The following is a 13,902-nucleotide window of genomic DNA, read 5'->3' on the forward strand; positions in this document are numbered from 1 at the left end:
GCGTGGTCCCGGTGTTCTCGGCGGCCTTGGCTCCCCGTCGTGCAACCACACGCTGAGGCCCGCCGTACGTCGGTCAGCAGGTGGCGTGGAGGTGGGTCAGGGCTCGATGGGTTGGGGTGTGGGGGGCGGCGGTGTAGAGGAGGAGGCGGTGGTCGTGGGCGGGGATCGTGAGGATCTCGCAGTCGAGTTCGAGCGGCCCCACCACCGGGTGGACCGTGCGCTTGGTGATCGTGTGCTGGACCTCCACCTCGCGTTCCGCCCAGAGGGTTGCGAATTCTTGGCTCTCCGCCGCGAGGGAGTCGACGAGGTGGCGGATCGCGGGGTCCCGGGGGTAGCGGCCACTGGCGCGAAGGTCGGCGACGCATCGGCGGGCCAGGTCGAGCCGGTTGGCGGTCGTCCGGTTGGCGGGGTCGAAGAGCCGGCGGAGCCGGTTGCGGCGGTGCGCTGGCACGGACGACAGGTCGCCGATGAGGGCGACCATCATGCGGTTCCAGGCGAGCACGTCGTAACACGAGTCGATCACCATGGCCGGGACATGGTCGAGCCGCTCCAACAGCCGCAGCACCGTCTCGGGTACGTCGTGCGCCACGTGGATCGGCGCCTGCCCGGCCAGGCGGCGCAGGTAGTCGTGCTCGTCCCCGGTCAGCCGTAGCGCGTCGCCGAGCGCGGTGAGCACCTGCTCCGACGGGTGCGGCCCGCGTCCCTGCTCCATCCGGATGTAGTAGTCCACCGAGATCCCCGCCAGCAGCGCCACCTCCTCACGCCGCAGCCCCTGGATCTGCCGCCGCGCCCCCGGCGGCAACCCCACATCCTCCGGCCGCAGCCGCTCCCGCCGACTCCGGAGGAACCCACTCAATTCCCCTCTATCCACCCCTCCATCATCACCGGTACGGCAAGCCACCCCAACCCACCACCCACGTACCGCACCGCCCAGCAGCGGGCCGACCGGGACCGACGCGACACCACCGCGGTGAAGGCGCCCAGTGTCTTGGCCCGCCCGGCCAGCGGGACGACCGCCCCGAGGAGTGCCAGCGCCAGCGGCAACGCCCAGCACCCACCCCAGGCGCCCAGGATGACCCCACTCCACGCCACGCCAACCCGAGCGGCACCACGTGGAGCCCGAGCGGCCCCCACCCCACGCCACGCCAACCCGAGCGGCCCCCCACCCCACTCGACGTCGAGGTTGTAGCAGCCGAAACCACTGCATGGGAGTCCGGCGACCCGCCGTATCCCGGGTGCAGGCGGAGACACCGGCCACGGCGGCGGAGGGGTGGTACTGGCCGTCCCAGGGCGGGTTGTGCCTAACCGGTTCCGGCGCCGCCCCGTCAGGGTTGTGGACATGACGATTCTTGTTACCGGGGCGCGCGGGGCCGTGGCGCGGCGCCTCATCCAAGAGCTTGCCGACGCCAGGCAGAAGGTGCGGGCCGCGGGAAAGGCACCGCAGGCCGTACAGGCGCCGGAAGGCGTGGAAGTGGTCCACGCCGACCTGAGCCGCCCGGACACCCTGGGCCCGGCGTTGGAAGGCATCACCCAGATGTTCGTCTATGCCGAGCCCACGGGACTCACGGACGTCCTGGCGCAGGCGAAGCAGGCAGGTGTCGAGCACGTGGTGCTGCTGTCGGCCGCCGGGGCCGACTCAGCCTCCGAGGACGCCATCACCAGCATGCACGGCCGCGCCGAGGACGCCGTGGCGGCATCGGGGATCGGGTGGACGTTCCTGCGTCCGGGCGGTTTCGCCACGAACCGGTTGGTGTGGGCGCGCACGATCCGGGAGCGAGACGTGGTGCTCGACGCGTTCCCCGAATCGCAGTCGGCCCTGATCCACGAGGCGGACATCGCCGACGCGGCACACCACGTGCTCACCCACCCGGGCCACCTCGGCGCCACCCACACGCTGACGGGCCCGGAGTCCATCACGCTGCGCGACCAGGTCGGCATCCTCGCCCACGCCCTCGGCCGCCCCCTCACGGTGGAGCTCCAGTCCCTGGACGACTACCGCGAAGCCCTCAGGCCCTTCGGCCCGCCCGAGATCGTCGAGGCCCGCATCCGCCGCCTCGCCGCCCTCGTCGGCGTTCCCGCCCCCACCACCCCCACGGTCCAGGCCCTCACCGGACACCCGGCCCGGTCCTTCACCACCTGGGCCACCGACCACCTGGCCGACTTCTCCTAACCCCTCCCTCGTACGGCAAGCCCCCGCCACCGCCACCCACCGCACTCCGGCCGGGCCCTGTCCAGGGAGACGCCACGCCAGCAGGACATGGTCGCTCGCCGTTACGACCCTCCGTGATCGCGGTCCCCCGGTCCCGGGTCCCCACCGCACAAGGCGCCGACATCCGCCGCACCACGTCCCACCGACCCGGCGCTCGGAAACCCCTGCGGTTACCCGGGGCGTACTACCGACCCAACGCCCGGACCCCCGGTTACCCGGACTCCGGGTCCGCACCAACGGTGCGCTGGGCGCCGGGTCGGTGGGGTGGAGCACACGGCGCCCGGACACCCTCCGGTTACCCGGGGTCCGGGTCCGCAGCCCCACCCACGGTGCGCCGGGTCGGTGGGGTGGGGCCCTGTGCGGCGGGGAGCCGAAGACCGGGGAGCCACGGAAACGAAAGACCGTAACGGCGGGCGACCCCGCATCACCGGAGGAGCGTCTCCCTGGACAGACGCCGACCGGAGTACGGCGGGTGGCGGTGGCGGCGGCCTGCCGTACGAGCATCAAGAGACACTGCCGTACAAGGATCAAGAGACACTGCCGTAGAAGCATCAAGAGACAGGGGAGCGAGTACCCTATCCGCGTGTTGGAACGGATTGCGGCGACTAGGTATGTGACGCCGTTGCGAGAGGGCGGGTCGTTGCCCGGCGTGGTCGAGGCGGACGATCTCGGCACGTACGTGGTGAAGTTCCGCGAAGCCGGGCAGGGCCGGCGCGTGCTGGCGGCCGAGATCATCGCCGGGGAGCTGGCCAGGCGGCTGGGCTTCCTGACGCCGGAGTTGAAGGTGATCGACCTCGACCCGCAGATCGGCGTGCGCGAGCCCGACTACGAGATCCAGAACCTGTTGAAGGCCAGCACGGGGCTGAACCTGGCGGTCGACTTCCTGCCGGGCGCCGTGGGGTTCGAGCCGCTGACGTGGGACCCCGACCCGGGGTTCGCCTCGCGGCTGCTGTGGTTCGACGGCCTGATCCACAACATCGACCGCAGCTGGCGCAACCCGAACCTGCTGGTCTGGCACGGCGACGTCTGGCTGATCGACCACGGCGCCGCGCTGTGGTTCCACCACAACTGGAAGACCGCGGACCCGCTGCGCAAGTTCGACGCCACCGACCACGTGCTGGCGCCGTTCGCGACGCAGCTCGACCGGGCGGCCGCCGAGCTGGCCCCGCGGATCACGCGCGAGGTGCTGGAGGAGGTCACCGCCCTGGTGCCGGAGGAGTGGCTGATGGGCGACCCGAGGGAGGCCTACGTCGAGCACCTGCTGGAACGGGCGGGCGGCGAGTGGCTGACCTGGAGCGAGGAGACCAAGCCCAGGCAGGGGCCGGGGTCCGTGGGCGAATTCTGGCGGGGCTGAGCATGGACGTCTACGAATACGCCACGATCCGTGTGATCCCGCGGGTGGAGCGCGGCGAGCTCATCAACGTGGGCGTGCTGCTGTACTGCCAGCCGCGCGACTACCTGTGCGCCCGCGTGGGCCTCGACGAGACGCGCCTGCGCGCCCTCGACCCGACCGCCGACATCGAGGCTGTACGGCTGGCGCTCAAGGCCTACGAGCTGTCCTGCGGCGAGAACCCGGGCCCGCTGGCCGGGGAGTCGCTGGGCAGCCGCTTCCGCTGGCTGACGGCTCCCCGCAGCACGATCGTCCAGCCGGGACCCGTGCACGCCGGCCTCACCAAGGATCCGGAGGCGGAGCTCGACCGGCTCTTCGACAAGCTGGTCCGGCTTACGAATTTGTAGCACCCGCCTCCCTACAAAGGTCCTCGGAAGATCCCCTTCGGAGAAAGAGGACCATCGTGGTGAACCGCATGATCGCCGGCCTGGCCTTCGCGGCCGTGGCCGTGACCGGGAGTCCCGCCCAAGCCGCGACCAAGCCCGATCCGACCCAGCAGGCCATGGAGTCCCTGGCCAACGCCGATGGCGTGGTTGGCGCCATCGCCGAGCTCTACGAGGACGGCAGGCGGGTCGGGCACGGCTCGGCGGGGTCCCGCCTGCTGGACGGCAAGGGCGGCAGGATCCCGTCGAGCTCCCGTTTCCGCATCGGCTCCCAGACCAAGATGATGACGGCGACCGTCATCCTGCAACTCGTCAAGGAGGGCAAGCTCGGCCTGGACGACAAGCTGAGCGACGTCCTGCCCGTGGTGGCCGAGCAGGACCTGGTGGAGAAGGCGGACGAGATCACCGTCAGGCAGCTGATCCGCTTCACGTCCGGCATCCCCGACTTCTTCCAAACGGGAAAGTTCGACCCGTTCGACTACACCACCTACTACTCGCCCACGGACCTGGTGAAGGCGTCCAGAAGCCTGCCCAGGACGGGCACGACCTTCAACTACTCCAACACCAACTACGTCCTGCTCGGCATGATCATCGAGAAGGTCACCGGGCACTCGCTGTCCGCCGAGCTGTCCACGCGGATCTTCAAACCCCTCGGCATGACCCGCACCTACCTGCCCGTCAGGCCCCCGCAGGGGATCGTGGGCCCGCACGGGCACGGCTACTTCCCCGACGAGCAGGGCACGCTGCGCGACATGGACAGGCAGAACGCCAGCTACGGCGGCGCGGCGGGCGGCGTCATCTCCACGGCGCACGACGTCAGCGCCTTCCACAGCGCCTTCGCCCAGGGCAAGCTGCTGCCCGCCGACCTCCAGCGGGTGTTCACCGACCCACCGGAGGGCATGCCCAAGCCGCCGCAGGGAGGCGGCCTGTGCGGCGGGAAGGTCGCGATCCGGCCCTGGGCTGGTGGCGCCCCCGGCTTCAACGCGGTCACCTTCGTCACCGCCGACGGCCGCAAGGAGCTCGCCATCTCGGCCACCGTGAGCGTCAAGGACCTCAGGTCCCTCGACCCGGTCATCAACCAGGCGGCCAAGTCCGTGCTCTGCCCCTAGAAGGCCGCGACGTTGGCCGCCGCCCACTGCGCGAACGTGCGGGGCGGCCGGCCGGTGACCTGCTCGACGGCGGGGTACACGGTCGCCTCGTCCAGGTGGCCCTCGGCGAAGAAGCCGAAGAAGGCGTCCACGTACGGTTTCGGCATCGCGGCCTCCATCTCGGCGCGCGCCTCCTCGTCGGTGAACCCGTCGAAGGCCAGGTCCCGCCCGAGCGCCCGGCCCAGGATCGCCACCCGCTCGGCGGGCCGCAGCGCCTCGGGGCCCGTCAGCCGGTAGACCTGCCCCGCGTGCCCGTCGGCGAGGAACGCCTGGGCGGCCACGGCTCCGATGTCGGCGGGATCCACGGTCGCCACCGCCACGTCGGGGAACGCCGCTCTCACGATATTTCCGGACTTGAGTTGGTCGGCCCACTGGAACGTGTTCGACATGAACGTCCGTGGCCGCAGGATCGTCCACGGCACCCCGGACTCGCGCACCAGCGCCTCGGACTCCACGTGGTAGCGCGACACCGGGTTGTCCAGGTCGCTCGCCTCCGCCGCGCCGGCGGAGAGCAGGACCACGTGCTCAACCCCGGCGTCCCTGATCTCCGCCAGCGTGTCGGCCATCCGGTCGTAACCGGCCAGCAGGAACACCCCGCGCACCCCGCCCAGGGCGGCCGCCACCGACTTGGGATCGTTCAGGTCTCCGTGCGCGAGTTCGGCGGGCAGGTCCACGTCCCGCCTGACCAGTGCCCGCACATCCGCACCCGCGTCGGCCAGCGCCCGCACGAGCGCGCCACCCACGTTTCCCGTCGCACCAGTAACAAGGATCATGTCTAGAAGAGTACGGACATGAAGGTATCCACCTCGCGGAATCCGACCTTCCGGTAGACGGCCCGCGCGGAGTGGTTGAAGTCGTTGACGTAAAGCGACACGACGGGCGAGAAGCACGCGAGCGCCGCCTCGACCACCGCGGCCATCCCCGCCACGGCGAACCCCCGGCCGCGCAGGTCGGGATGCACCCAGACGCCCTGGATCTGGCAGCACTGCGGCGTGACCGCGCCGATCTCCGCCTTGAACACGACCCGCCCGTCGTCGATGCGGGCGTAGGAGCGGCCGATGCGGATGAGCTCGGCCACCCGCGTCCGGTAGAGCGCGCCGCCGTCACCGAGGTTGGGCGAGACGCCGACCTCCTCGGTGAACATCGCCACGCACGCGGGCAGCAGGACCTCGAACTCCTCCGGCCGGACCCGGCGCACCAGCGGATCGGCCGTCACGGGTGCCTTCTGCGAGGTGGCCATCACCGGCTGCGCCCAGCGGATCGCGCGCGCCCTGCCCCAGTGCGGCTCGAGCCGCTCCCACAGCTGCGAGACCGCACCGGCGGGCCCGACGATGGACGAGCACCGGCGCCCCTGCTTGCGCGCCCGATCGGCGAAGGCGTGCACGGCCTCGGGGCCGGCGTTCACCGGGACCAGGTTGGCCCCGGCGTAGCAGAGCGAGACGAGACCGCCGCGCGGCCCGAACCCCCACATCTGACCGCCCAGCCGCGCGGGGTTGAGCCCGACGGTCCGTACCCGGGAGGCGACGAAGACGTTCGCGACCGGATCGGTGTCGAGCAGGGCGAGCACCTCGTCCCGATCGCTGTCATCGAGCACGCGCGACGCCGATGTACGCAGCATCACACGGCCAGACTACGCGAAGGCCCCCCGAATAGCTCCTCAGCCGATGAGCTCGGTGAGCCTTTCGTGACCAGTAGGTCCGCCGCCGGCCAGATGCTGGGTCGGCCTGGGCGCAGGCAGCCCAGGACAGGAGGCGCCTTCAGGGGGCAAGGTGGCGTCGTTCAGGTAGGCGGCCAGGTATCGGTCGACGCACGTGTTGCCCGCCAGTGACACCCCGTGGTTGCCGCCGCCGGAGACCACCATGCGCGCGCCGGGGAACAGCGAGCGCATGGCCAGGGCTCCGCTGTACGGCGTGGCCGCGTCGCGCTGCGACTGCAGCATGAGGATCGGCGGCAGCTCCGGCGAGGAGTGGACCCGCATAGGGGCCCCGCCCCTGACGGACCAGAACGCGCACGGCGCGTTGTACCAGGCGTTCGGCCAGGTCATGAACGGCGCCGACCGGTTCAGCCTGGTCATGTCGGCGTGCCAGGTGGACCAGTCGCGCGGCCAGGCGGCGTCGCGGCACTGCACGCTCAGGTAGACGGCGTAGGTGTTCTCCTCCTCCGCGTCCTGCTTGGCCTGCCGGTTGTAGAGGTTGACCAGGCCCTGCACGTCGCCCTTGCGCACGTAGGAGGACCAGGCCTGGGCCAGTTGCGGCCAGATGGTGTCGGTGTAGCCGCCGACGGTGAAGATGTCGTCGAGCTCGCTCGGGCCGACGACCCCGCCGGCCGGGCGGGTGGCCAGCCGGGAACGCATCGAGTACCACGCGAAGGAGGTCTGCTTGCGCGAGCGGCCCAGCTTGTAGACGCGGTTGTTCTTGGCGGTCCAGGCCAGGAAGTCTCTGTGCCGCTGGTCGAAGGCGCGGTCCTGGGAGAGGTTGTCGTCGTACCAGACGCCGTGCGGGTCGACGGTGCTGTCGAGGACCAGCCGCTTGAGGCGCCCGGGGAAGAGCGTGGCGTAGACGGCGCCCAGGTAGGTGCCGTAGGAGTAGCCCAGGTAGCTGATCTGCGGCTCGCCCAGCGCCTCCCGGATGGAGTCCATGTCCCTGGCGGCGTTCTCGGTCGTCATGTACGGCAGCATCCACGCCCACAGGTCGCCGCAGTCGTCGGCGTACTCCTTGGCCCGCGACAGCAGCCGCTGCTCGGCCGCCGCGCCGTGCGGCACCGCGTCGGGCCTGGGCGGGGCGAAGTAGCGCGCCGTGTCCACGCAGTGCAGCGCCGGCTCGCTGGCGCCGACGCCCCGCGGGTCGAACCCGACCACGTCGAACCGCCCGGCCAGCTTGTCGGGCAGCGCCGCGGCCACGTACTCGGCCAGGTCCCGCCCCGAGGCCCCCGGCCCGCCCGGATTGACCAGCAGCGTGCCGAGGTGGTTGGCGTCGCGGGAGACCTTGCCCTTGATCCGGTTGAGCGCCAGCTTGATCGACTGCCCCCACGGCTGGTGGTAGTCCAGCGGCACGCTGATCGTGGCACACTCCACGCCCGGCGAGGCCGGCTCGGGCTCCTGCTGCACCACCTGACCCAGCGCCTGGTCGACCAGCGGCGGCGACTCCCCGCACGGCCCCCAGACGACCCGGTCACCGGGCATGGACCGCGCGACGGCCACTTGATCGGCCCCCACAGTCCCACCCGCCAGCATCGCCAATCCCGCGATAATCCCGACGAACCGCTTCACCCGGCTGCTCTCCCCCTGCTTCATATGGCAGGCAGATACTCCCGCGTGTAACACTACGATCACCTAGCGTATTAGCGAATGCTTACCATCCTGCAATCTCACACTTACGCACCGTAACCATCCATCGCCTCTCCCCCTGTACGGCAAGCCCCGCCCCCGCCACCCACCGCACTCCGGCCGGGCCCTGTCCAGGGAGACGCCACGCCAGCAGGACATGGTCGCTCGCCGCTACGACCCTCCATGATCGCGGCACCCCGGCCCCGGGTCCCACCGCACAAGGCGCCGACATCCACCGCACCACGTCCCACCGACCCGGCGCCCGGACACCCCCCGGCTGCCCAAGGTCCAGGTCCACAGCCCCACCCACGGTGCACCCCACAGGCGCCGGGTCGGCGGGGTGGAGCACGGCGAAGGCCGGCGCCCTGTGCGGCGGGAAGCCGAAGACCGGGGAGCCACGGGAACGAAAGAGCGTAACGGCGAGCGACCCCGCATCACCGGAGAAGCGTCTCCCTGGACAGACGCCGACCGGAGTACGGCGGGTGGCGGTGGCGGCGGCTCGCCGTACGAGCAGAAGAACGCCGTACCAGCAGAAGAGCCCGTACCAGCAGAGAAGCGCCGCACGAGCAGAAGAGCGCGGTACGAACAGAGAAAGCGCCGCACCAGCAGAAACGCGCCGCACGCGACCAGAGAACGGGTCGCGTGCGGCGAGACGAGCGCTATGGCGAAGCGGCTGTCAGCTGACGATGACCTCGGGGCTGTCGTCGCCGGATTCGAGGCCCATCTCCTCGGCCAGGCGGAGGGCCTCCTCGATCAGGGTCTCGACGATCTGGGACTCGGGGACTGTCTTGATGACCTCACCCTTGACGAAGATCTGCCCCTTGCCGTTGCCCGAGGCCACGCCGAGGTCCGCCTCGCGCGCCTCGCCGGGGCCGTTGACGACGCAGCCCATGACGGCCACGCGCAGCGGCACCTTCATGCCTTCGAGCCCGGCGTGTACCCGGTCGGCGAGCGTGTAGACGTCGACCTGGGCCCGCCCGCAGGAGGGGCAGGAGACGATCTCCAGGCCGCGCTCGCGCAGCCCGAGCGACTCCAGGATCTGGGTGCCGACCTTGACCTCCTCGACCGGCGGGGCCGACAGGGAGACGCGGATCGTGTCGCCGATACCCTCGGCGAGCAGGGCACCGAAGGCCACCGAGGACTTGATGGTGCCCTGGAAGGCCGGGCCCGCCTCGGTGACGCCCAGGTGGAGCGGGTAGTCGCACTTCTGGGCCAGCAGCCGGTAGGCGTTGATCATGACGACGGGGTCGTTGTGCTTGACCGAGATCTTGATGTCGCGGAAGCCGTGCTCCTCGAAGAGGGAGCACTCCCACAGCGCCGACTCCACCAGCGCCTCAGGGGTGGCCTTGCCGTACTTCTGCAGCAGGCGGGGGTCGAGGGACCCGGCGTTGACGCCGATGCGGATGGGCACACCCGCGTCGGCCGCCGCCCGAGCGATTTCGCCTACTTTGTCGTCAAATTTCTTGATGTTTCCGGGGTTGACCCGTACGGCGGCGCAGCCGGCGTCGATGGCGGCGAAGACGTACTTGGGCTGGAAGTGGATGTCGGCGATGACCGGGATCTGGGACTTCTTCGCGATGATGGGCAGCGCTTCCGCGTCGTCCTGGGACGGCACGGCCACCCGCACGATCTGGCAACCCGAAGCGGTCAGCTCGGCGATCTGCTGCAGGGTGGAGTTCACATCGGCGGTCACGGTGGTCGTCATCGACTGCACGGACACGGGCGCGTCACCGCCCACCGGCACGCTACCGACCATGATCTGGCGAGAGTGACGGCGCTCTGCCAGAGGCTTGGGACGGACAGTCGGGATGCCGAGTGCTACAGAAGACATTTCAACCCTTGCTGTATGGCGATAACGGAATCCAGTCTAGGCACCGCGCACGAGCTCTCCCGCCCGTGCTCGCGCCCACGCGTCGGCGGCCAGCACCTCCTCCACCGACCCGGCCGGGCTGACGTCGTGCTCGTCGACGACCTTGGCCACGGTGTCGACGATGGCCAGGAACGGCAGTTCCCGCCGCATGAAGGCGTCCACGCACACCTCGTTGGCCGCGTTGTACACGGCGGGGGCGGTGCCCCCCTCGCCGCCCACGTGCCGGGCCAGCGCCACGGACGGGAAGGCCTCGCTGTCGAGCGGCTCGAAGGTCCAGGCGCCCGCCTTGGTCCAGTCGACCGGCTGGGCACAGCCGGGGATGCGCCCAGGATGCCCGAGCGCCAGCGCGATCGGCAGCCGCATGTCGGGCGGGCTGGCCTGCGCGATGGTGGACCCGTCGACGTACTCCACCATGGAGTGGATGATCGACTGCGGGTGCACGACCACCTCGATCCGGTCGAAGCCCACCTCGAACAGCAGGTGCGCCTCGATGACCTCCAGCCCCTTGTTGACCAGCGTGGCCGAGTTGATCGTGATGACGGGCCCCATGTTCCAGGTCGGATGGGCCAGCGCCATCTCCGGCGTCACGTCCGCCAGCTCGGACCTCTTCCTGCCGCGGAACGGCCCGCCGCTGGCCGTGATGATCAGCTTGCGCACCGCGTCAGGGTCGTGACCGGTTGGCCCCGCGGCCCACAGGCACTGCTGCAACGCCGAGTGCTCGGAGTCGACGGGCAGGATCTGCCCGGGCTTGGCCAGCCGCTTGACCAGCGGCCCGCCGATGATCAGCGACTCCTTGTTGGCCAGCGCGAGCAACCGCCCCGCCTCCAGCGCCACCAGCGTCGAGGTCAGCCCGAGCGCCCCGGTGATCCCGTTGAGCACCAGGTCGCACGGCATCGCGGCCACCTCGGCCACGCCCTCGGGCCCCGCGAGCACGCGCGCCCGCGCTCCGTGCTGCTCGAGGGCTTCGCGCAGCGCCGGTACGGCCGCCGCGTCGGCGACGGCCACCGCCTGGGCGCCCACCTGGGCCGCCTGCCTGGCCAGGAGGTCGACCTTGCCACCTCCCGCGGCCAGGGCCACGACGTCGAAGCCGGTCGGGTTCGCGGTGATGACGTCGAGGGCCTGGGTGCCGACGGAGCCGGTGGACCCGAGGACGACGACGGAGCGGAGGGAGTCTGCGTGCACGCGTCCATTGTCCCCACTACGCGCCGTGGCCAGACACGCACCCCCAACTGACCACACTTATGTGACGTCAGATAATTGAGTGAATTTATGCCGGAATATCGCTATATCCGTATGCGCAAATCTTGAGAAATCCGGATATTAGTGCCGCTACCTTCCAACCTCAGATCCGGTTTCGGGAGGTACCTAATGCACCGCAGACTCGCTCTGCTTTCCGTCCTCACGCTCAGCGCGGGGGGCGCCCTGCTCCCAGTCGTGAGCGCGCAGGCGCAGGCGCAGGTCAAGAACACCGAACCCAAGCCCGTCACGGAGGCGGCCGCCGACACGAAGTCCGAGCAGAAGGCAGTCCTGCAGTACTGGACCCCGCAGAAGATGGAGGCGGCCAAGCCGCTCGACGCCCCGCAGCCCAAGCGGAACCTGCGGATGGCCGTGGGCGGCCCCGGCGAGCCGACCGACGGCACCCCGTGGACGGCCCCGCCCACCTCGCCCGGCGGCAACCCGAAGCCGGAGCCGCAGGCCGCCAACAGCGGCGGCGCCGCGTGGACGGGCGGCGGCGCGGTGGTCAAGACCACCGGGCGCATCTTCTTCACCTACCAGGGGCGCAACGCCTCGTGCTCGGGCTCGGCCGTGACCAGCGCGAACAAGAGCGTCGTGCTCACCGCCGGGCACTGCGTGAAGCTGGGCGGCGACTACCACACCAACTGGGTGTTCGTCCCCGGATACGACCAGGGGCAGCGGCCTTACGGCACCTGGGCGGCCACCAAGCTGATCACCACCCCGCAGTGGGACTCCAGCGAGGACATCAACTTCGACGTGGCCGCCGCCGTGGTCGCGCCGCTGCAGGGCAAGTCCCTGACCGACGCGGTCGGCGGGCAGGGCGTGGCGTTCAACCAGGGGCGCCGGGTGCAGATGCACGCCTTCGGTTACCCGGCGGCCGCGCCGTACGACGGGTCGAAGCTCATCTACTGCGCGGGACGCACGTTCGACGACTTCCTGATGTCCAAGGACCACGGTCTGACCTGCAACATGACCGGCGGCTCGAGCGGCGGACCGTGGTTCCAGAATTTCAACGAATCGACGGGACTCGGCACGCAGAATTCCGTTAACAGCTTCAAATACAACTTCGCCCCGAACTGGATGTTCGGCCCTTATTTCGGGACGGAAGCGCAGGCCGTGTATCAGAGCGCGCAGGCCACGAACGCACTCTGAAGCTATTTACCGAAAGTAGCCGCAAGGACACATCTCGTAGTGCAGACTCGTGGGCCATGACCCTGAGCACCCCCCTGCTTGCGGCGGCCCCGCTTCTCGCGGGGCTGATGGGCCCGGCCCTCGTCGGCGCGACGCCCGTCCAGCAGCAGACCATCCGTCCGGCCGTGTCCCCCGCGGTGCGTGGCGAGCCGCGGAGCGAGGTCGTCGAGCACGAGGCCGCCCGCACCGGTGCGGACCAGCGGCGCGTGCTCGACTATTGGACGCCGCAGCGCATGGCCCAGGCCCTGCCGATCGACCTGCTCGGCATCGTCACCAAGGGCGGCGGCCTCCTGCCGGGGCTGACCGGCCGCGGTGGCGGCCTGGCGCCCGGACTCACGGGCCGCGGTGGTGGACTGGCGTCCGGGCTGACGGGCAGGACAGGGCTGGGCGCGGCTCCTGAGGTCGCGGGCGGTACGGCGCGCATCGCCACCCCGCGCCACCAGTCGGCGAGGCCCGCCGGCAGTACGGCCGGCACCCGCTGGGCCACGGACGGCGCGGTGGCCAGGACCACCGGCAGGGTCTTCCTGACGCTCGGCGGCGTCGACTTCGTCTGCTCGGCGGGCACGGTCAGGAGCGCCAACCGCGACGTCGTCGTCACCGCGGGCCACTGCGTCAAGGACGGCACGGGCGAATGGGCCGACAACTGGACCTTCGTCCCCGGCTACGGCGAGGGCGGCGAGCAGCCCTACGGCTCGTTCACCGCCCGCCGCATGTTCGTCGCGGGCCCCTGGTCCCGTTCGGCCGACGACAGCTACGACATCGGCATGGTCGCGCTCGGCACGTCCTCGGGCAGGCACGTCCAGGACGCGGTGGGCGCCCAGGAGATCGCCTTCAACGCCGCCCGCGGCGCCCAGACCTACAGCTTCGGCTACCCCGCCGACCCGCCCTACGACGGCGAGCACCTGGTCTACTGCGCGGGCCACGTCCGCGACGACCCCTACGGCCAGACGCGCGACCAGGGCCTCGGCTGCGACATGACCGCCGGCTCCAGCGGCGGCCCCTGGCTGTCGGCCTTCGACCCCGCCACCGGCAAGGGCACGATGACCTCGGTCAGCAGCTTCAAGTACAGCGACGACCAGCGCACCATGTACGGCCCGTACTTCGGCGACTCGACCAGGACGCTGTTCACCACGGCCGAACACGCCTGACG

Annotated in this window: 13 protein-coding genes; 6 read left to right on the forward strand and 7 right to left on the reverse strand. The window is 70.6% G+C overall.

What is annotated here, in order from left to right; translation table 11 throughout:
* Positions 1-73: 73 nt before the first annotated feature.
* Together KIK09_RS28295 and KIK09_RS28300 are read right to left on the reverse strand one after the other, a co-directional pair.
* The gene (locus KIK09_RS28295) at positions 74-856 is read right to left on the reverse strand and encodes a helix-turn-helix transcriptional regulator (RefSeq protein ID WP_250573895.1); all 783 of its coding nucleotides are present in this window, start codon (positions 854-856) and stop codon (positions 74-76) included.
* Complete coding sequence (locus KIK09_RS28300) at positions 853-1,092, reverse strand: hypothetical protein (protein ID WP_214322410.1); 240 nt, start codon at positions 1,090-1,092, stop codon at positions 853-855. The genes KIK09_RS28295 and KIK09_RS28300 overlap by 4 nt, the downstream gene beginning before the upstream one ends.
* A gap of 247 nt (positions 1,093-1,339) precedes the next feature.
* Here KIK09_RS28300 and KIK09_RS28305 point away from each other — a divergent pair, with 247 nt between their 5' ends.
* The 4 genes from KIK09_RS28305 to KIK09_RS28320 all read left to right on the forward strand — a co-directional run bounded on the left by KIK09_RS28305 (position 1,340) and on the right by KIK09_RS28320 (position 5,091).
* Positions 1,340-2,170 carry an NAD(P)H-binding protein gene (locus KIK09_RS28305; RefSeq protein ID WP_214322411.1) on the forward strand — a complete coding sequence of 277 codons (831 nt, stop codon included), beginning with the start codon at positions 1,340-1,342 and terminating at the stop codon, positions 2,168-2,170.
* Between the two features lie 622 nt (positions 2,171-2,792).
* Positions 2,793-3,563 carry a HipA family kinase gene (locus KIK09_RS28310; protein ID WP_214322412.1) on the forward strand — a complete coding sequence of 257 codons (771 nt, stop codon included), beginning with the start codon at positions 2,793-2,795 and terminating at the stop codon, positions 3,561-3,563.
* Positions 3,564-3,565: 2 nt separating this feature from the next.
* Positions 3,566-3,946 carry a DUF3037 domain-containing protein gene (locus KIK09_RS28315; RefSeq protein ID WP_214322413.1) on the forward strand — a complete coding sequence of 127 codons (381 nt, stop codon included), beginning with the start codon at positions 3,566-3,568 and terminating at the stop codon, positions 3,944-3,946.
* A gap of 68 nt (positions 3,947-4,014) precedes the next feature.
* Positions 4,015-5,091, forward strand: coding sequence for a serine hydrolase domain-containing protein (locus KIK09_RS28320; protein ID WP_250573946.1), 1,077 nt, complete (start codon positions 4,015-4,017; stop codon positions 5,089-5,091).
* Here KIK09_RS28320 and KIK09_RS28325 read toward each other — a convergent pair.
* The 5 genes from KIK09_RS28325 to dxr all read right to left on the reverse strand — a co-directional run bounded on the left by KIK09_RS28325 (position 5,088) and on the right by dxr (position 11,507).
* Positions 5,088-5,903 carry an NmrA family NAD(P)-binding protein gene (locus KIK09_RS28325; protein ID WP_214322415.1) on the reverse strand — a complete coding sequence of 272 codons (816 nt, stop codon included), beginning with the start codon at positions 5,901-5,903 and terminating at the stop codon, positions 5,088-5,090. The genes KIK09_RS28320 and KIK09_RS28325 overlap by 4 nt on opposite strands.
* A 2-nt stretch (positions 5,904-5,905) precedes the next feature.
* Positions 5,906-6,748 carry a GNAT family N-acetyltransferase gene (locus KIK09_RS28330; protein ID WP_214322458.1) on the reverse strand — a complete coding sequence of 281 codons (843 nt, stop codon included), beginning with the start codon at positions 6,746-6,748 and terminating at the stop codon, positions 5,906-5,908.
* Positions 6,749-6,787: 39 nt separating this feature from the next.
* Entirely contained in the window at positions 6,788-8,344 is a 1,557-nt protein-coding gene (locus KIK09_RS28335) for an alpha/beta hydrolase (RefSeq protein WP_308164333.1), read from the reverse strand.
* Positions 8,345-9,131: 787 nt separating this feature from the next.
* Positions 9,132-10,286 carry a flavodoxin-dependent (E)-4-hydroxy-3-methylbut-2-enyl-diphosphate synthase gene (ispG, locus tag KIK09_RS28340; protein ID WP_214322416.1) on the reverse strand — a complete coding sequence of 385 codons (1,155 nt, stop codon included), beginning with the start codon at positions 10,284-10,286 and terminating at the stop codon, positions 9,132-9,134.
* 36 nt (positions 10,287-10,322) lie between these two features.
* The gene (gene dxr / locus KIK09_RS28345) at positions 10,323-11,507 is read right to left on the reverse strand and encodes a 1-deoxy-D-xylulose-5-phosphate reductoisomerase (RefSeq protein WP_214322417.1); all 1,185 of its coding nucleotides are present in this window, start codon (positions 11,505-11,507) and stop codon (positions 10,323-10,325) included.
* Between the two features lie 186 nt (positions 11,508-11,693).
* Here dxr and KIK09_RS28350 point away from each other — a divergent pair, with 186 nt between their 5' ends.
* Together KIK09_RS28350 and KIK09_RS28355 are read left to right on the forward strand one after the other, a co-directional pair.
* Complete coding sequence (locus KIK09_RS28350) at positions 11,694-12,713, forward strand: trypsin-like serine peptidase (RefSeq protein ID WP_214322418.1); 1,020 nt, start codon at positions 11,694-11,696, stop codon at positions 12,711-12,713.
* Between the two features lie 56 nt (positions 12,714-12,769).
* Complete coding sequence (locus tag KIK09_RS28355) at positions 12,770-13,900, forward strand: trypsin-like serine peptidase (protein WP_250573897.1); 1,131 nt, start codon at positions 12,770-12,772, stop codon at positions 13,898-13,900.
* Positions 13,901-13,902: the final 2 nt, after the last annotated feature.

Source organism: Nonomuraea sediminis, assembly GCF_018531495.1.
Classification (GTDB): domain Bacteria; phylum Actinomycetota; class Actinomycetes; order Streptosporangiales; family Streptosporangiaceae; genus Nonomuraea; species Nonomuraea sediminis.